The sequence below is a fragment of the Micromonospora sp. NPDC049044 genome (assembly GCF_040649215.1).
GTDB lineage: Bacteria > Actinomycetota > Actinomycetes > Mycobacteriales > Micromonosporaceae > Micromonospora.
Genome location: NZ_JBEZFA010000021.1, coordinates 1 through 18278, shown reverse-complemented (window position 1 = coordinate 18278; position 18278 = coordinate 1). Strand labels below are relative to the sequence as shown.

Below are 18278 nucleotides of genomic sequence, written 5' to 3'. Positions count from 1 at the left end.
ATGACCTTGATCGGGGTGGTGGTGATCGCGGTGGCGTTGATCGCCGTGATAACGCTGGCGAAGGCGGTGCGGATCGTGCCGCAGCAACGCCAGGACGTGGTGGAACGGCTTGGCAAGTACAAGCGCACGCTCACCCCGGGCCTCAACCTGCTGGTGCCGTTCATCGACGCGGTGCGCACGAAGGTCGACATGCGGGAGCAGGTGGTCAGCTTCCCGCCGCAGCCGGTGATCACCTCGGACAACCTCGTGGTCTCGATCGACACGGTGCTCTATTTCAAGGTGGTCGACGCGGTCCGGGCGACCTACGAGATCTCCAGCTTCCTGCAGGCCATCGAGCAGCTCACCGTCACCACGTTGCGTAACGTGATCGGCTCGCTCGACCTGGAGCGGGCGTTGACCAGCCGGGACGAGATCAACCGGCACCTCTCCGGGGTGCTGGACGAGACCACCGGCCGGTGGGGCATCAAGGTGACCCGGGTCGAGATCAAGGCGATCGAGCCGCCGGCCAGCATCCGTGACTCGATGGAGAAGCAGATGCGCGCCGAGCGGGACCGCCGGGCGGCGATCCTCACCGCGGAGGGACACAAGCAGTCGCAGATCCTCACCGCCGAGGGTGAGAAGCAGTCGGCGGTGCTGCGGGCCGACGGTGACCGGCAGGCCCGGATCCTGCAGGCCGAGGGTCAGGCGAAGGCGATCCGGACGGTCTTCGACGCGATCCACCAGGCGAACCCGAGCCAGAAGGTGCTCGCATACCAGTACCTCCAGGCCCTGCCGCAGATCGCGCAGGGCAGCGCCAACAAGGTCTGGATCGTCCCGGCCGAGCTGACCAAGGCCCTGGAGGGGATGGGTGGCGCGCTCGGCGGGTTGAGCCAGATGGTCGGGGACCTGCCCGCACCGGAGGCCGCGGACCACGCGAGCCAGGTGGAGCGCGAGGCCGCGGAGGCGGCGCAGGCCGCGGCCGCCGCCGCCCAGCAGATCCACGACGAGGTACGCGTCGCCGAGGCGCAGGCCACCGGCGGCAACAAGCCGCAGGGGCTGCCCGCGCCGGAGCCGGTGTCGCCGGCCAGCCTGACCGAGGATCCGGCCGACGAGCGCGAGCGCGGCTGATCCAGGACGCCGGTCGCCCGACCGGATAAATGCGAGAAAGACTCATGGGGCGCTCCGAAGCCTGCCACGATCGGTCCTAGGACGGGTGGTGACCAGGCAATCGGGGCGCCCCGGCGCGTTCCGCACCACTCGCGGACGAGCGAGGTGACGCATGAAGGATCCGGCGAATCGGATGTGGTCCTCGGCCCCGGTGCCCGGCGCGCACGACCCCCTCGCCCCGCTGGGATCCCGCAGCACCGGTGGCGGGTTCGGCGTACTGCCGTTCGTCGACGAGCCGACGCCGGGCAGCCCGGCCACCAACGCCAGCTGGGCCTGGTCGGTGCGCCGGTTCGCGCGGGCGGCCGTGTGGCTGCTGCCCGCGTACGCCATCCTCTACGGCGTGGTGGCGATGGCCAGCGACGGCGGGGTGGGCAACGACCCCTATCCGGCCGACGGCCGGGCGGCGTACCTGATCGGTTGGGTGGCCGCGGTCTGGCTCGGCCTGCTCGCGCTGCTGGCCCTCACCGGGCTGCTGGCGGCGACCCGCAGCCGCCGGGTGGCCGCCGCCGGGCTGCTGGTGAGCATCGCCGGCACCGTGCTGATGCTGCCCTTCGCCGGGCTCGCCGAGCAGACGCCGGTCTTCGGCACCACCGCACGGTCGCTGGTCCTGCTCGGCGCGACGTTCTACAGCGTGGGCTGGTTTCTCACCGGGTGGGCGGTGGCCCGCTCGGGCACCTTCAGTCTTGGTGACGGGGTCATGCTGATCATCGCCGCGCCGCTGCTCGGCCTGGGCGGTGCCCTGATCGGCTCGCTGCAGACGTTCGGCGCGATCTTCGTGCTGATCGCCGGCATCGGTATCGGCTACCGTTCCGGCCGCCTGATGCCCCGGGAAACCGCCCGCGACGCGGCCAGCGCCAGCCTCTCCACTCCGGCCGGGCCGCCCACCGCCCCGGGTGGCCCCATTTCCGCCGCCTGATTCGTGCCGGCGATAAACCTGCCGCGGGTTAGCCCATACGACGAAATGAGGTTGTCCTGCGGGCCTACGGCGGCGGGAAAGACGGTTCCACGGAACTGTCGGATCCGTGACCTTCGGGTTGGTCGGGTCGAGCCGTGGTCGGCCTGTGCCGACATCGTCACCGCCACTCGTCGATAGCGGTGAGGCGGCTGGTGACGTCGGGGCGGACAACGGTTTCGTCGACGTAGCCTCGGCACTCGACAGTGCGCCGCCGCTGGTGACGGCCCAGTTCGCGGGCTCAGAGCGCGGCTGGGCAGCGGCCGGGCACCGATCCGGTCGACGCGCCCCGGCTCCGTCGGGCGGTGATCCGCCCGAGGTCCGACTGTGTGGCCCCGGAAAGCACACAGCCCATGGCGCCCCGTCCCAACGGCGCGGCACGGGTCCGTTTGGCCATTGTCGGCGGACGCAACGCGGAGGCGTCTCGCCGCGGGATCGTGCCACCATTGGTGCTCAATTCCCGGCGATGTCGACATTCATGGAGCAATATCGTGGCTGCGCTTCCCCGATTGACCGTGCTGCTCTGCGATAACGATAGTTCCGCTGCGGGCCGGCTCTACCAGGAACTGACCTCCAGCCCTCTGGTGGAGCGGGTGGTGGCGGTCGAGACCCTTGCCGACGCCGCAGCGCGGGTCGCGGGCGCGACGGAATTCGACGTGCTCATCGTCGATCCACTCAGCACCGATCTGGCTCAGGCCGCCCGGTTCGTTCTCGCCCGGACGGACGAGGGCATCGCGACGGTGCTCTACGTGGACCTGGCCCGGGTCGAGGAACAAGCGGTGACGTTCTACCACGGAGACCGCACCCGGCTGCGCGATGCCATCACCCTCGACAAGCGCACTCCGCCGGAGATGTTGGGGGCCGAGGCCGACGTGGTCCTGACCAAGTGTCAGGCGTTCCGGCTGCTCGCCACCGGCAGATCCCGGGCGGATCGGCTCCTCGGCGAGGTGCGCGAGCGGGCGAGCAGCACTGGCGACGACGAATTGGAACGCCTGGTCGACGACGTCGACCAGGTGCGGATTCTGGAGCATGTTCGGCCGGAACCGGGCCTGGTGCGACCGAAGGTCGCCAGCAACACCGTTTTCCTGTCCTACCGCTTCAAGGAGGAGGACGGCTTCGTCCGGGGTCTCACCGGATTGTTGGAGGACCAGGGTTTCACCGTGATCACCGGCCGGGCCGCGGACGGGTACGTCGGAATGGCGGTGCTCAACCGTATTCGGGAGTGCGAGTACTTCGTATCGTTGATGACCCGGGCCCGGCAGTTTGCCGAGCCCGGGGAGAAGTTCGCGACAAGCGCCTGGCTGATCGAGGAGAAGGGAGCCGCCCTCGCCTTCAGCAAGTACATGGTGCTGCTGGTGGAGGAGGGGGTGGACGACATCGGCGGGCTGCACGGCGACTGGCAACGGCACCAGTTCACCGCGCCGACGTTCACCACGGCGGCCCGCGCCGCCGTGCAACAGTTGCGTAAACGCAGTGGCCGGTCCGACTGAGTCGCCCGGTGCGCAATTCAGCCGTTCGGCTTGAATGTCCGGCCGATGGCCGGTGGCGATCAGCTTATTGGTCTGCTACTAGTGGCGAATGAGGTGCTGTGGTTGCAGATCCTGAAACAATCCAGGCGTACACGAGCCATTGTCATGCGTCATTGCCCTACTATCAGGTCGGCGGCAGCTCTGACTTCGTCGGAGGGCATTGTGGCGGAAGCGATCGGCGCGGTGGGCACAGGCGCCACCAACCTGCCACCACAGCCCGATCCGACAGGTGACGCGAGCCGTTGCCCGTCACCACACTTCGAGTGCGAGCGGCATCGTCGAGCCGCGCTGGCCGCCATCCACGCCGGTCAGCTGCCACTCAAGTTCGCCTACGCCGGCAGTGCCGCCCACACGCACGACGCGTACGCCAGCACCGACGACTACCTGAGCATGCTCACCTCTGCCCGGCACGAGGCCGAAGCCCTGCTGGCGGCCCAGGCGCTGACCGCCGACGCGCTCGCGGTAGCCGAGATCGGCCCCGGCAACGGCCGGCGCAGCAGCGCCTTCCTCGGCCACCTGACCAGCCTCGGTCACCCCTGCCAGCGTTACCTCGCGTTGGACTTCAGCGCCACCCTGCTCGCCATCGCCTGTCACCGGTTGGCCCGCTTCGCCGCCGGCCGGATGAGCGTTGACTCTCACGTGTGGGACATCGAGTCCGGCGTGTCCGAGGGTGTCGAGCGGTGGCGACCCGGTCCTGAACCGGTGGTCGTCTGCCTGCTCGGGCACACACTCGGCAACCTGGAATGCCCGACCGCCGCCCTGGCCAACATCCGAGCCTCGCTGCGCCCGCACGACGTGCTCGTGCTCAGCGTGGTGGTCGGTCGGCCGGACGAGCCGGCGGAGACGGTGCTTGCGCCGTACCGCTGCCCGGAGTTCCGCGCCGCGGCCCTGGAGCCGCTGCGCGCCGCCGGTCTGCCCGAGGTCGACCTGGATTTCGTGCTGCAGTGGCGCGACGGGGCGGTGACCGGCGAAGCAGTGCTGCTCCGACCGGGCGTCCTGGGTGGCGCAGAGGTGCAGGCGGGCCATCGCGTCCGCTGTTTCCAGTCCCGCAGGTTCCACTATCCCGACGCCATCGCCGCCGTCAGGGAATCAGGGTGGCTCATCCGGCACGCCGAGTTGGTGCCCGGGAGCCATCATTTGGTGATCACGGCGTCGCGAGGGTGAGGGAGTGGTCGAGATGACCGAGCGAAAGGGGGCGCCGGGGAGGGTCACGCCAGCCGACCTGATCGACCGGGCGCGGCGGGCCAGCCTCTTCTACCGGGCCTCCTACGAGGGCACCGACCCCAACTCGGTGCGGTTACCCGGCGCGGCGATGGACGAGTTGGTGCAGGGGTTGGTCGCCGGGGTGCACGACGAGCTGTGCCAGATAGTCCCGTACACCACCGCGAGCCGGTCCGTCGACCCGTTCTCCCGGGCGATGTTCCGCCAGTTGGCGCAGCGGGCCACGGTACGCCGCATGTACCTGGTGCCCGGGGAGGACGTGGGCACCGGCGCTGTCGACAAGCAGTTGGCCGAGGACCTGGAGCATGATCTGGACGCGGTGATGGTGCCGGTGTTCATCGCCGGTGAGCCGCCGCTGGCGCCGATGACCGACATGTGGCTGATCGACGGTCAGGTGGTGGTGCGGCAGGAGGTGGGCGGCGACGGCCTCGCGTCCTGGGTGGTCAGTGGTCACTCCGACGAGGTGAGTCAGGCCCGCCTGCTCTGGGATCGGCTGCGCAGCCAGGCATGCCTCCCCGACCGTGGTCGACCGCGCCGGCCCGGCCTGGAGCTGACCCGCTGGCTGCTCCAGTCGGCGAACATGCTGTACGCGATGGCCCCGATGTCCTGCGGACCGTCCCACCTGGACCGGACCGGCTGCTCCTGGTACCACCAGTCCTGGCAGTACCTGCGGCTGTTCGACATGGTCAGCAGCCCGCAGTGGCACGCCGAGTTCTACACCAGGCAGTTGGCCGAGGCGTTCCGCCAGGGCGCCCGCCGGGTGTTGATCAGTGGCACCGCCGACTACACCCTGCTCGCCTACATCCTGGAGGCGGCCCGGTCGGCGGTCGGTGTCCTCCCCACCGACCTGGACGTGCACGTGCTCGACATGTGTCAGACGCCGCTGCTGGCCTGCGACTGGTACGCCAAGCAGGTCGGTTCCCGGGTCCAGGTGCACCAGGCCGACGTGACCTGTCCCGACGCGGTCGCCCGGCTCGTCGAGGACGGCCGGTTCGACCTGGTGCTGGCCGACGCGTTCCTGACCCGGTTCAACCGCGACTCGGCGGACACCGTGCTCGGCAGCTGGTCGGCGCTGCTGAACCCGGGTGGTTCGGTGATCACCACCGTCCGGTTGCACCCGGGCAACGAGTGGCCCAGGGATGACGAGGAGCAGGACGACCGGCACCGGGTGTCCGATCTCGTCGACGACTTCGAGCTGCGGTTCCGTGAGCGGGCCGCGGGCTGGCGGGGGCTGCTCTCGGTGGAGCTGGACGATCTCGCCTACGCGGCCCGCCGGTACGCCACCCGGATGGCCAGCCACGACCTCGGGGACGCCGACGACGTGCGGGCGGCGTTCAACCGAGCGGGATTCCGGGTGTCCGATTCGGACGTCGAGTCGGTCGACGGCGAACTGGTGCGGACCCAGTACCTCCGGCTGCGGGTGGACCTGCCCTGCGACAGCACGAGGATTGGCGGTTAGCATCAACATGTCGTGGTGATGTGGTTGACCCACGGTGATCGCCGAAGGGGGGGTCGGTGCCCGACTATTCGCCCTGGTTGGCCGTCAACGCTCTCAGCCCCAACGCGAGCGCGTACGAGCTGCTCACCGCCGCCCACAAGGACCTCACCGCCCAGACGGCCATGCTCGACAAGCGACCCGCCGCGCTGCGGGTCGTCAGCGCGGCGACGGAGTTCCTCGACGGGGTGGGGCACGAGCTGGTCGTCCGGGTCGAGGCGATGGGGCGCCCCACCGAGGTGCGACTCTCCGAGGATGCCGTCCGGGCCACCACCGAGGACACCGACGGCACGCACGGTGTCACGCCGCTGGTGTTACTCGCGTACGCGCTACAGAAGGACCCGTTCGGTCCGAGCTGGCGGCCCAAGCGGGTCGGGCACGCCGAGCGGCCCTCGGCCGCCGCGATGGAGTACTACGCCAAGCTGGACCGGTTGACGGAGAGCTCCACGAAGGTCGAGCTTCAGCTCGAAGAGGGCCGCGACGTGGTGGTCATCGGCGAGCACGGCTGCGGGAAGTCCGCGCTTGTGGCAAACGTCGCCGACAAGCGCTCCGGTGCCGGCGACGGCGTCGTCTGGCTCAACCTCGCCGACCCGGCCGACGGCCCGGAGTCCATCATGCTGGCGCTGTTGGAGCAGGGGCGCAGCAACACCGGCCACTACCTGGTGGTCCTGGAGAACCTGCACGCGAACCCGCCGGTGCTCAACGAGATGTTCGACTGCCTCAACCGGCTGCGCTCCGACTTCGGGCTGGACGTTCAGGTGCTCGCCACGAGCTGGAAGTCGGCCGGCCCCAGACTCGCCGGCGGCGAACCCACCCGGGAGCTGCGTCAGGTCCTCGCCGAGGGAAAGTCGCTGATCAGCCAACTGTTGGTCGAGAGCGGCATCAGCGAGGCAAACTGGCCGACGATCCGGCGGTTGGCTCAGGACGACGTCCACATCGCGCTGACCGCGATCGACCTCTACGGTTTGCGCGGTGGCGTGCCCACCGAGGCGGACCTGGAGGCCTACTACACCCGGCAGGTGTCCACCGACGACCAGCGGGAGATGCTCTACCGCCTGGCCTGCCTCGGCGTGCTGGAGCTGCAGATGGCGACCCGCGAGGCGGGTCAGTTGCGGACGACACTTGAGCAGTTGCGCGACGACGGCCTCATCTTCCAGGTCGACGGCGCCTACCTGATCGGCTCCCGCCGTCGGGCTCAGCTGGTGATGAACCACGCCCTCCAGCACTGGAAGGCTGCCGACCTGTGGAAGCGCCCGGAGCACAACGTGTGGCTGCATCTGCAGCGCGGTGGAGAGCGCCTGATGAAGGCGACGCTGGGTCGGCTCGACCAGCTGGTCTCGCCGGACATGGCCCGTACCGACAGCCTGCACCTGCTCACCACCTGGGAGATGCTGATCCGGCACGGCCGGTCGATGCGGCGGCAGAGCGCCGAGGACCCGTCCTGGGGGGACAATCTCGGCGCCGCCGTCTTCGCGGCGAGTGCGCTCGTTCAGCTCAACCACGTCGAATCCTGGCAGGAGATCGCCGACAAGGTGCGAGCCCGCTGGAGCTACGACGCTCCCGACTGCAAGCTGCCCGAGCCCGTGGGTGGTGTGACCGCCGACTACGAGGACTTCGTCAAGATCCAGGAGTCGATGGCCGAGGAGGACGCCATCCTCGGGGCGGCGCCACACCTGGCCGGCATCCGCGCCGACGAGCTGGACACCGATCGGATGTACCGCAACTGGGTGCTCGGTCTGCTGCTGGGCTTCGAGGGCGCCGCGCCGGCGAAGTACCAGGACCAGCAGCGGATCGACCTCCTGATCGAGGTGGCCCGCCGGGCACAGGAGGACGACGGCAACTTCTACCCGGCGAGGGTGCCCTGGGTGACCGCGCGGGTGGTGCTCGGCCTGTGCCAGGCGAACCTGCGGGTGGACCACCCGGTGGTCGAGGACGCCTGCAAATGGCTCCAGCTGCAGGTGTCCGAGGGCGGGCCGTTCGACAACTGGTGGCGCAGCGGCACCGGCACGTGGAACCGCGACGAGGCCACCACCGCCATGAGCCTCAGTGCCCTGAGGCGAGCCGGGGTGCCGATGCGGCCGGGCATGAATACCGCGTATGCCTGGCTGCTGGGGCGGGAACGGGAGTGGGCCACCCAGGGCCGGGAGATCGACATGGCTCAGGCGCTGGAGGCGACGCTGCTCTGCACCGAAGCCGCCAGTGACGCCCCGCACCACCTGAAGACGCTGGTCCAGCGGATCACCACCGAGCGGAGGAGCCCGACGCTGCTGCGCACCGCGCCCGAGGAGCGGCTCCGCATTCCCTTCGTGGCCGCCCAACTCGCCGACATCGTGTGGCGCATCGTGCAGCTGGAGAGCCTGAAACTGTTCGCCGACGTCATCAACCCAGGTCGGCCGGAGCCGTCCGAGCTGTCGGAGGTGGCCGTGGCGCCGCAAACCGTCGAGTCGTCCGCCAACGGGGCGACGATGTCCAGGCGTCTTCTGCGCGCCTGGCAGCGCGGCTGCGAGCAGATCGAGGGGACCATCCGGGACAAGATCAGCAAGCGCGACGGACCGATGCGGACGCCCGCCGTGGAAAAGGTGATCAGCGAGCAGTTGGCCTACCGTGCTCGGCTCACGGAGCTGAGCAGTCGGCTCGACGAGCACGCCGATCGGGAGCTGTTGGAGCAGATCGATGCGCTCGGTAGCACTGTCTGCGGCGTCGCCTGGCCGGATCTGCCGTGGCCGGACTTCGGGCCGGAGGAGGACGCGTGAGCATCGCGGTGCCGGCGCCGTCAACGCTCAACTTCCTGGCCGGGCTCTTCGCCGGGGCCGGGATCAACATGCTCACCTCCGTCTCCACCGGCCCACCGGGCAGCGACGTCTCCACCGGCAAGATCGCGCTGGATTCGGCGCTCTGGGTGGTCGCCGCCGGCTTCCTGACCTGGGCGGCGCACCTGTTCCAGGCGGCTGAACGCGACGCCGACCTCTACATCGACCGTGATTTCAGCGAGCCCGAGAAGCACGAGATCCGGCAGGAGTACCTGCGCCGGGCGTTGCGTCGCGCCCGGCTGCCGTTGACGATGACGGTTCTGGCGCTTGTGTGCGCCGTGCTCCTGTTGCCCGGGTTCATCCGCTGGAGCGGCGTACTGGGGGGTTGACGGTCGGGCCGCTGCCACGGTTGGCGGTGAATTGCCTGACAATCGCCGCCCACGCTGGCCGTTTTCCGAACTCCGTGGCAATCCTGGGAAACATGGCCGCCCCCCGCTCGCCGCTGTCGCGGCTGTTCACCGTGCTGCTCGCCGGCGTGTTGGCCGGGCTTGTCCTGGCCGTCGCCGCGCTCCCCGGCAACCTGCTGCTCGGGCTCGGCGCCCGCGCCGCGCTCGGGTCGTACGCCGCGTTGCCGGCCTCGCTGAAGACCCCGGCCACCCCGCAGCGCTCGTACCTCTACGCCAACGACGGTAAGACGCTGATCACCACGTTCTACGACGTGAACCGCACCGACGTCCCGTTGTCGGAGATCGCCCCGGTGATGCGGCAGGCGATCGTGGCGGCCGAGGACCGGCGCTTCTACGACCACGGTGGGGCGGACCTGCGCGGCCTCGCCCGGGCACTTGTGGCGAACGTCAAGGGCGGTGGCACCGAGCAGGGCGGCTCGACGCTGACCATGCAGTACGTCCGTAACGTCCTCAAGACCGACCCCACCCGCACCGCCGAGGAGCGGGCCGCCGCCACCGACCCCACCGTCGGTCGCAAGATCCAGGAAATCCGGTACGCGAGCGCGCTGGACAAGAGCCTCGGCAAGGACGAGATCCTCGACCGGTACCTGAACATCGCCTACTTCGGCTCCGGCGCCTACGGGATCGCGGCGGCCAGCCAGCGGTACTTCGGCAAGGCACCAGCGCAGCTGACCCTCGCCGAGTCGGCGCTGCTCGCCGGCCTGGTGCAGTCCCCGGACGCGTACAGCCCGATCAGCGGAGACAAGGACGACGCGCTGGCCCGCCGGTCGTACGTGCTGGACTCGATGGTCGCCACCAACGCGATCACCGCCGCGCAGGCCGCCCAGGCCAAGGCGGAGCCGCTGGCCCTGCACCCCACCGCGCAGCCCAACGGCTGCACCGCCGTGTCCCAGGGGCACGACGACTGGGGCTACTTCTGCGACTACCTGCGGCGGTGGTGGGTGGCCCAGCCGGCGTTCGGGGCGACCGTCGCGGAGCGCGAGCAGGCGCTGCGCTCCGGGGGCTACACCGTGATCACCTCGCTGGACCCGAAGATCCAGGCCACCGCGCAGCAGCAGGCCACCAAGGTCTACGGGTACGACAACAAGCGCGCCCTGCCGATCGCGGCGGTCCAGCCCGGCACCGGCCAGGTGTTGGCGATGGCTGTCAACCGGCACTACAGCCTGGCTGACAACCCGGCCGGACAACCGAACTACCCGAACACCGTCAACCCGTTGATCTCCGGCGGGGCCAGCGTCGACGGGTACCAGGCGGGTTCGACGTTCAAGCTGTTCACCATGCTCGCCGCGCTGGAGTCGGGCCGTACCCTCTCCACCGGCTTCGACGCGCCGGCCAAGCTGCCCACCCGGTACGCCGCCGAGGGGCCGGGCAGCTGTGACGGCAAATGGTGCCCGGCGAACGCCAACCCGGACTGGATGGACGGGTACCGGATGATGTGGGACGGCTTCGGCCGCTCGGTGAACACCTACTTCGTCTGGTTGGCCGAGCAGGTCGGCCAGGACAAGGTGGTCGAGATGGCGCAGCGGCTCGGCATCACCTTCCGCGCCGACTCCGATGCCGCCTTCGCCAAGAACAACGCCGAAAACTGGGGTTCGTTCACCCTCGGCGTGGCCGCCACCACCCCGCTGGACCTGGCCAATGCGTACGCCACGGTGGCCGCCGACGGCACCTACTGCGCCCCGGTGCCGGTGGTCTCGGTGACCGACGCGAACGGTGCGAAGGTGCCGGTTGGTCAGCCAGCCTGCAAGCGGGTCCTCGACCCCGACGTCGCCCGTGCCGCCACCGATGCCGCGCGCTGCCCGGTGGGTCAGCAGTCGGCGTTCGGGCAGTGCAACGGTGGTACCGCGACCGGGGTGAACGACATCCTCGACGGCCGGCCGGTGGCCGGCAAGACGGGTAGCTCGGAGCAGAACTCCACCGAGACGTTCGTCGGCTTCACCCCGCAGGTCGCGGTGGCCGGCATCGCCGCCAACCCGGACGACCCGGCCGACTCGGTGGGGTCGGCCGTGCAGACCAAGGTGATCGACGCGGTCGCCCGGGTCATCGCGACAGCCGTCAAGGGCCAGCCGGAGAAGGCGTTCGCCGCACCGAGCCACGAGTTGGCCGGCGACCCGCACCGCCCGGTAGAGCGCCCCAGGACCCCGCAGCCTCCCCAAAACCAGAACGAAAACCCGCTGTCCCCGCTGGAACGCTGGTTGAACCGCCGAGGCTGAACCCCACCCCCGCCCCCACCCCCGCCCCCGTCCCCACCCGTCGATCATGGACCTGTGGTGCCCGTTGTACGGGTATTTGCGGGCCTCTGTCCACCACCACAACTCCATGATCGACGGGGCAGGGGGTGGGGCCGCGGGGGGGGGGTTGGGGTTGGGGTTGGGGTTGGGGTTGGGGTTGGGGGGTTGGGGTTGAGGGTTGGGGTTAGTTTTTGGGGCGGCGGGGGCGGTAGGTCGCTAGCGTTGACGGGATGCCGCGGCGGATGATGCCGGCCCAGTCGGTGTCGCCGCGCAGCACCGCCGCCGCGGTCTTCCGGGCCTGCTCGGCGGTGAAGTGCGGTGGCAGCATCAGCTCGGCCGGGTCGACCAGGGCGTTGATCACCACCGGTCGATCGGCGGCGAGCGCCCGCTCCCAGACCGCCGGCACCTGCTCCGGTGCGTCGACCAGTTCGCCGTGCAGCCCGAGCACCTCTGCCCACTTGTGGTAGGCGATGTCCGGCAACTGCTGGCTGTCCGGGAACATCGGCGTTCCCTCGCTGGAACGCTGCTCCCAGCTGACGAACGCCAGGTCCCGGTTGTTGAGCACCAGCACCACGAACCGGGGGTCGGCCCAACCGCGCCAGTACTTCGCCACGGTGATCAGCTCGTTGACGCCGTTCATCTGCATGGCCCCGTCGCCGATCAGCGCGACGAGCGGCCGGTCGGGGTGGGCGAACTTGGCGCTCAGCGCGTACGGCATGGCACCGCCCATGGACAGCAGGGTGCCGGACAGGCTGGCCAGCATCCCGGGGCGGACCTGGAGGTGGCGGGCGTACCAGGCGGTGGTGGTGCCGCAGTCGACGGCGAGCAGCACGTCCTCGGGGAGCCGCTCGTTGAGGGTGTGGAAGAGCAGTTGCGGGTTGACCGGGTCGGCGCTCTGCTCGGCCAGGTCCCGTTGCACGCGACGCCACGCGGAGGTGGCCTCGGCGATCTCCGCCCGCCAGGCGGTCGGTCCGGGGCCGGGGCCCAGCTCGTTGAGCAGCGCCCGCAACGTGGGACGGGCGTCACCGGTCAGGTTCACCTCGGTCGGGTACCGCAGTCCGAGCTGGGTGCCGTCCAGGTCGATCTGCACCGCGCGGGCCTGTCCCGGTGGCGGGTAGAACTCCGAGTACGGCATGTTGCTGCCCACGATCAGCAGTCGGTCGCAGCCGGTCATCAACTGCCAACTCGGTCGGGTGCCGAGCAGTCCGATCGCCCCGGTGACCCAGGGTTCGCGATGGTCGACGACTGTGAAACCGAGCAGGGCGGTGGCCACTCCGGCACCGAGTCGATCGGCGATCTCGCGGACCTCCTCCTGCGCGCCGAGCGCGCCCTGCCCGACGAGCATGGCCACCCGCTGCCCACCGCTGAGCACCTCGGCGGCCCGGCGCACGTCGGCCTCCGGCGGCACTGTGGGAGTGCTGCTCGGCACGTTGCTGGTCTGGTAGTAGCCGTGCGCGTGCGGTGGGTCCGGGATGGCCGGCTCGTCCTGGATGTCCAGGGGGAGGATCAGGGCGGTGACCGTACGCCGGGCCAACGCGGTGCGACACGCCCTGTCGACCAGGTGACGTACCTGCGCGGGGTGGTCGAGCTGCGCGAGGAAGGCCGCCGCCACGTCCTTGTAGAGGGCGAGCAGGTCGACCTCCTGGTAGTAGCCGCCGCCCTCGGCGGTGGTCGCGGTGTGCCCGACCAGGGCGACCACCGGTTGGTGGTCGAGCTTGGCGTCGTACAGACCGTTGAGCAGGTGGATGGCGCCCGGCCCGCTGGTCACCAGGGCGCAGCCCAGCGGCCCGCCGCCGTACTTGACGTGTGCCGACGCGGCGAAGCCCGCGGTCTCCTCGTGACGGACCTGGATGAACTGGGCGCGACCACCTGTGCGTTGCAGCGCGGACGTGAGGCCGTTGATGCCGTCGCCCGGGTAACCGAAGTAGCGGTGTACGCCCCAACTGAACAGTCGCGACACGATGTGGTCGGCGACGGTGGGGTGCCGGGGCAGAGCGCCGACTTCGCCCGGTCCGGGGTGCGCTGTGCTCACCTGACTGGTCCTTCCCGTCGGTTCCGCTACTCGGCCGTCTTTCCCCTTCTCCTTCGGACAAAACACCCCACGGGTGGGCATCGGTGGGCGAGCCGCGCCGTCCGGCAGAATCGTCGGGTGCCCGTCCACCAGATCACCGACCCTGACGACGACCGCATCGCCGACTACCGTGCGCTCACCGACGTCGAACTGCGCACCCGCTGGGAGCCGCCGCACGGCCTGTTCATCGCCGAGGGCGAGTTGGTGCTGCGCCGGGCGTTGCGGGCCGGCTACCCGGCCCGGTCGTACCTGGTCGACGCCAAGCGGATCGACCAACTCGCCGACCTGGACACCGGCGACGCGCCGGTCTACGCCGCGACGCAGGACGTGCTGCAACGGGCCACCGGGTTCCACGTACACCGGGGGGTGCTGGCGTCGTTCCACCGCCGGCCGCTGCCGACGGCGGCCGAGGTGCTCGCCGCCGCGCGCCGGGTGGTGATCCTGGAGGACATCAACAACCACACCAATCTGGGTGCCGTTTTCCGGGGCGCCGCCGCGCTCGGCATCGACGGGGTGTTGTTGTCGCCGACCTGCGCCGACCCGCTCTACCGGCGCAGCGTCCGGGTCAGCATGGGCGAGGTCTTCGCGGTCCCGTACGCCAAGTTCACCCGCTGGCCGGCGGGCCTGGAGCAGGTGCGGGAGGCCGGCTTCACGGTGTTGGCGTTGACCCCGGCGGCGGAGGCGTTGCCGATGCAGCGGCTCTCCGCGGAGCAGCGGGCACGGTCGGCGCTGCTGTTCGGTGCCGAGGGCCCCGGGTTGACCGGCGCGGCGCAGAGCGCCAGTGACGTACGGGTGCGGCTCCCGATGCGACGCGGGGTGGATTCGCTGAACGTCGCCGCCGCCGCAGCTGTCGCCTTCTGGGAGTTGGGTCGCGACGATCCGTTGGACGACAGCGAATAATTCACTCCGGCTTGCATGTCCATGCGCTCTGTTGCATAATTTTCCCCGTGTCCAAGGTTCTTACCTCCCTGCCCATCGGCGAACGTGTCGGCATCGCCTTCTCCGGCGGCCTCGACACCTCGGTCGCGGTCGCGTGGATGCGCGACAAGGGCGCTGTGCCCTGCGCCTACACCGCAGACATCGGCCAGTACGACGAGCTTGACATCGCCTCGGTGCCCGGCCGCGCACTCAGTTACGGCGCCGAGGTCGCCCGACTCGTCGACTGCCGCGCCGCCCTCGTCGAGGAGGGCCTGGCAGCATTGACCTGCGGGGCCTTCCACATCCGCTCGGGCGGCCGGGCGTACTTCAACACCACCCCGCTCGGCCGGGCGGTGACCGGCACCCTGCTGGTGCGGGCGATGATCTCCGACGACGTCCAGATCTGGGGCGACGGCTCCACCTTCAAGGGCAACGACATCGAGCGGTTCTACCGCTACGGCCTGCTGGCCAACCCGCAGCTGCGGATCTACAAGCCGTGGCTCGACACCGACTTCGTCACCGAGCTGGGTGGGCGCAAGGAGATGTCGGAGTGGCTGCTGGAGCGTGGCCTGCCCTACCGGGACAGCACCGAGAAGGCATACTCCACCGACGCCAACATCTGGGGTGCCACGCACGAGGCGAAGACCCTCGAGCACCTCGACACCGGCATCGAGACGGTGAGCCCGATCATGGGCGTCCGGTTCTGGGACCCGGCGGTGGAGATCCCGACCGAGGACGTCACCATCGGCTTCGACCAGGGCCGCCCGGTGACGATCAACGGCAAGGAGTTCGGCAGCCCTGTCGACCTGGTGCTTGAGGCAAACGCCATCGGCGGCCGGCACGGCCTCGGCATGTCCGACCAGATCGAAAACCGGATCATCGAGGCCAAGAGCCGGGGCATCTACGAGGCACCGGGCATGGCGCTGCTGCACGCCGCGTACGAGCGGCTGGTCAACGCCATCCACAACGAGGACACCCTGGCCAACTACCACAGCGAAGGCCGCCGCCTGGGCCGGCTGATGTACGAGGGCCGCTGGCTGGACCCGCAGGCGCTGATGCTGCGCGAGTCGTTGCAGCGCTGGGTCGGCACCGCGGTCACCGGCGAGGTGACAGTGCGGCTGCGGCGGGGCGAGGACTACTCGATCCTGGACACCACCGGCCCGGCATTCAGCTACCACCCGGACAAGCTGTCGATGGAGCGTACCGAGGACTCGGCGTTCGGCCCGTCGGACCGGATCGGCCAGCTCACCATGCGCAACCTGGACATCGCCGACTCGCGGGCGAAGCTGGAGCAGTACGCCAACCTCGGCATGGTTGGCGGGGCGAGCCCGCAGCGGATGGTCGGCGCCGCGCAGGCGGCCTCGACCGGGCTGATCGGTGCGATGCCGGAGGGCGGCGCGGAAGCCATCGCCTCCCGGGGTGTCACCTCCGCCGACGACGAGGCACTCGACCGGGCCGCCATGGAGTTCGGCGTCGACTGAGCCAACCCGCGCCGACCCTGCGTGACGTCGCCCGGCGAAAGTCGAGATCCGGCGTCACGGAGGGTAGCGTGTCGGCCGTGTTCCCTACCGTGCGTGAGGTCCTCGCCCTGGACCCGGTCCGACACGGCGCACCACGCATGGTCGCCGGGGACGCCGGGCTGGACCGACCGGTCCGCTGGGTGCACGTCGCCGAGGTGCCGGACATCGCCACCCTGCTCGGCGGTGGCGAGTTGGTGCTCACCACCGGCATCGGCCTGCCCGGGGACGACGCCGGGCTCCGCGCGTTCATCGGGGACCTGGCCGACGTCGGCGTCTCCGGGCTGGTCGTCGAGTTGGGCCGCCGCTACGTCAGCGGGGTGCCCCGGGTGATGATCGCCGCCGCCGAGCGGCGCGGGCTGCCCCTGGTGGAGCTGCGCCGCGCCACCCCGTTCGTGCGGATCACCGAGGCGGTCCACGCGCTGATCGTCGACGCGCAGCTCACCGAGCTGCGCGCCACCGAGGAGATCCACCAGCGGTTCAACGACCTGTCCGTCGAGGGCGCCGACGCCGCCGAGGTGATCCGGCAGGCCGCCGAGCTCTCCGGCTGCCCTGTGGTGTTGGAGAACCTGTCCCGTCAGGTGCTGGGGTACGACCCGGCCGGGGAGAGCGCCGAGCTGCTGCTGGACGGCTGGGAGCAGCACTCCCGGCGGATCCGACCTGCCGGTCGGACCGCGTACGACCCGGACAGCGGGTGGCTGGTGACAGTCGTCGGCGCCCGGGGGCAGGACTGGGGGCGGCTGCTGCTGCGCTGGCCGGCCAGCGGCGACGTGCCCAGCGCCCAGTCCAGCGCGCCGACCGCCGGCCCGCCCACCCGGCTGACAATCCTGATCGAGCGGGCCGCGTCCACCCTCGCGCTGGGCCGGTTGATCCGCCGCGACGCCGAAGGGCTGGAACGGCAGATCCACCGCACCCTGCTCACCGCGCTCCTAGACCACTCCCGACCGGTGGACGAGGTCACGTTGCGGGCCAAGGCGCTCGGCGTGGTGCTCGACCGTCGGCACCTGGTGGGCGTGATGGTCCGACACCGGACCGAGGACCTGGCCGGGGACAGTGGCCCGGAGGCCGCCCAGGCCCGGCTGCGGGACCTGTCGGAGGCCGTCGGCCAGGCGCTGCGCGAGGCGAAACTGACCGCCCTCACCAGCGCGGTCGACGACAATTCGGTAGGTGTGCTGCTGGCCCTGACCGACCCGGCCGCCGAGGACCGCGCGCTGTCCGCGTTCGCCAGCGCACTTCGCCGGGTACGCCTCGACGCGGGCGCCGCTCGCGCGTCCTCCGTCGGTGACACGACCCGGTCGGCGGCCGGCATCGACCCGTCCGCCGGGCCGGCGGGGGTCGACGGATCCCGGGGTGGTGGTCCAGGTGCCGTGATCGTGGCCGCTGGATCGGGGGTGGGCACCCCGCGGGAGGCCCGCCGTTCGCTCGTCGAGGCGCGGCAGATCGCCGAGGCGGCCCGGCGGGATCCGCGCGACCTGCCGATCTTCCGGCTGCCCCACGTCGGTCTGGCCGGGCTGCTGCACCTGCTGCGCGACGAGCCCCGGTTGCAGACCTTCGTGGAGCGCGAACTCGGCGCACTGCTCGAGTACGACGCCCGCCACCCCCGGGAGCGACTGCTAGACACCCTGCGCACCTACCTGGCGCAGGGCCGCAACAAGTCCGCCGCTGCCGCCGCCGCCCACCTGTCCCGACCGGCCTTCTACGAACGCCTGGCCCGCATCGCCCGCATCCTCGACGTGGACCTCGACTCGGTAGAAGCCAGCCTCTCCCTCCACGTGGCCCTGCTGGCCCTGGAAGCGGTCCGCACTCCCTGACCTCCCGCCCGACCCCACCACGCCTGCGGGCGCCCGCAGGGAGTATGGATCTAACGGTGTTTCCGGACTGACCTACCAGGCGTTGTGCCTGGTGAGGAGGGTGCCGTGATGACCGCGACACTGAACGACCAGACCGGACGTAAGAAGCGACCCGAGCCGTCGGCGGAGGC

12 protein-coding genes are annotated in these 18278 nt (G+C 70.4%); 11 read left to right on the top strand and 1 reads right to left on the bottom strand.

What is annotated here, in order from left to right:
* The 8 genes from AB0B85_RS18690 to AB0B85_RS18655 all read left to right on the top strand — a co-directional run bounded on the left by AB0B85_RS18690 (position 1) and on the right by AB0B85_RS18655 (position 11773).
* Entirely contained in the window at positions 1-1107 is a 1107-nt protein-coding gene (locus AB0B85_RS18690) for an SPFH domain-containing protein (protein ID WP_357408832.1), read from the top strand.
* 151 nt (positions 1108-1258) lie between these two features.
* Positions 1259-2062, top strand: coding sequence for a hypothetical protein (locus AB0B85_RS18685; protein WP_357408830.1), 804 nt, complete (start codon positions 1259-1261; stop codon positions 2060-2062).
* Positions 2063-2589: 527 nt separating this feature from the next.
* Positions 2590-3588 (top strand): hypothetical protein, encoded by a 999-nt coding sequence (locus AB0B85_RS18680; protein WP_357408828.1) that lies wholly within the window; start codon positions 2590-2592, stop codon positions 3586-3588.
* A 201-nt stretch (positions 3589-3789) separates the two neighbouring features.
* Complete coding sequence (locus AB0B85_RS18675; protein ID WP_357408826.1) at positions 3790-4791, top strand: L-histidine N(alpha)-methyltransferase; 1002 nt, start codon at positions 3790-3792, stop codon at positions 4789-4791.
* Between the two features lie 13 nt (positions 4792-4804).
* Positions 4805-6307 (top strand): class I SAM-dependent methyltransferase, encoded by a 1503-nt coding sequence (locus AB0B85_RS18670; RefSeq protein ID WP_357408824.1) that lies wholly within the window; start codon positions 4805-4807, stop codon positions 6305-6307.
* Positions 6308-6363: 56 nt separating this feature from the next.
* Positions 6364-9096: a hypothetical protein gene (locus AB0B85_RS18665; RefSeq protein WP_357408822.1), complete on the top strand. Its 2733-nt coding sequence runs from the start codon at positions 6364-6366 to the stop codon at positions 9094-9096.
* Positions 9093-9482: a hypothetical protein gene (locus AB0B85_RS18660; RefSeq protein WP_357408820.1), complete on the top strand. Its 390-nt coding sequence runs from the start codon at positions 9093-9095 to the stop codon at positions 9480-9482. The genes AB0B85_RS18665 and AB0B85_RS18660 overlap by 4 nt, the downstream gene beginning before the upstream one ends.
* A 26-nt stretch (positions 9483-9508) precedes the next feature.
* Positions 9509-11773 carry a transglycosylase domain-containing protein gene (locus AB0B85_RS18655; protein WP_357408818.1) on the top strand — a complete coding sequence of 755 codons (2265 nt, stop codon included), beginning with the start codon at positions 9509-9511 and terminating at the stop codon, positions 11771-11773.
* Between the two features lie 202 nt (positions 11774-11975).
* Here AB0B85_RS18655 and AB0B85_RS18650 read toward each other — a convergent pair whose 3' ends face one another.
* Complete coding sequence (locus AB0B85_RS18650; RefSeq protein WP_357408816.1) at positions 11976-13823, bottom strand: thiamine pyrophosphate-requiring protein; 1848 nt, start codon at positions 13821-13823, stop codon at positions 11976-11978.
* 117 nt (positions 13824-13940) lie between these two features.
* On the opposite strand from AB0B85_RS18650, the gene AB0B85_RS18645 reads away from it, so the two are divergent.
* The 3 genes from AB0B85_RS18645 to AB0B85_RS18635 all read left to right on the top strand — a co-directional run bounded on the left by AB0B85_RS18645 (position 13941) and on the right by AB0B85_RS18635 (position 18108).
* Positions 13941-14762: an RNA methyltransferase gene (locus AB0B85_RS18645; protein ID WP_357408814.1), complete on the top strand. Its 822-nt coding sequence runs from the start codon at positions 13941-13943 to the stop codon at positions 14760-14762.
* Positions 14763-14809: 47 nt separating this feature from the next.
* Complete coding sequence (gene argG, locus AB0B85_RS18640) at positions 14810-16261, top strand: argininosuccinate synthase (RefSeq protein ID WP_357408812.1); 1452 nt, start codon at positions 14810-14812, stop codon at positions 16259-16261.
* A gap of 68 nt (positions 16262-16329) precedes the next feature.
* Positions 16330-18108, top strand: coding sequence for a PucR family transcriptional regulator (locus tag AB0B85_RS18635; protein WP_357408810.1), 1779 nt, complete (start codon positions 16330-16332; stop codon positions 18106-18108).
* Positions 18109-18278 lie beyond the last annotated feature (170 nt).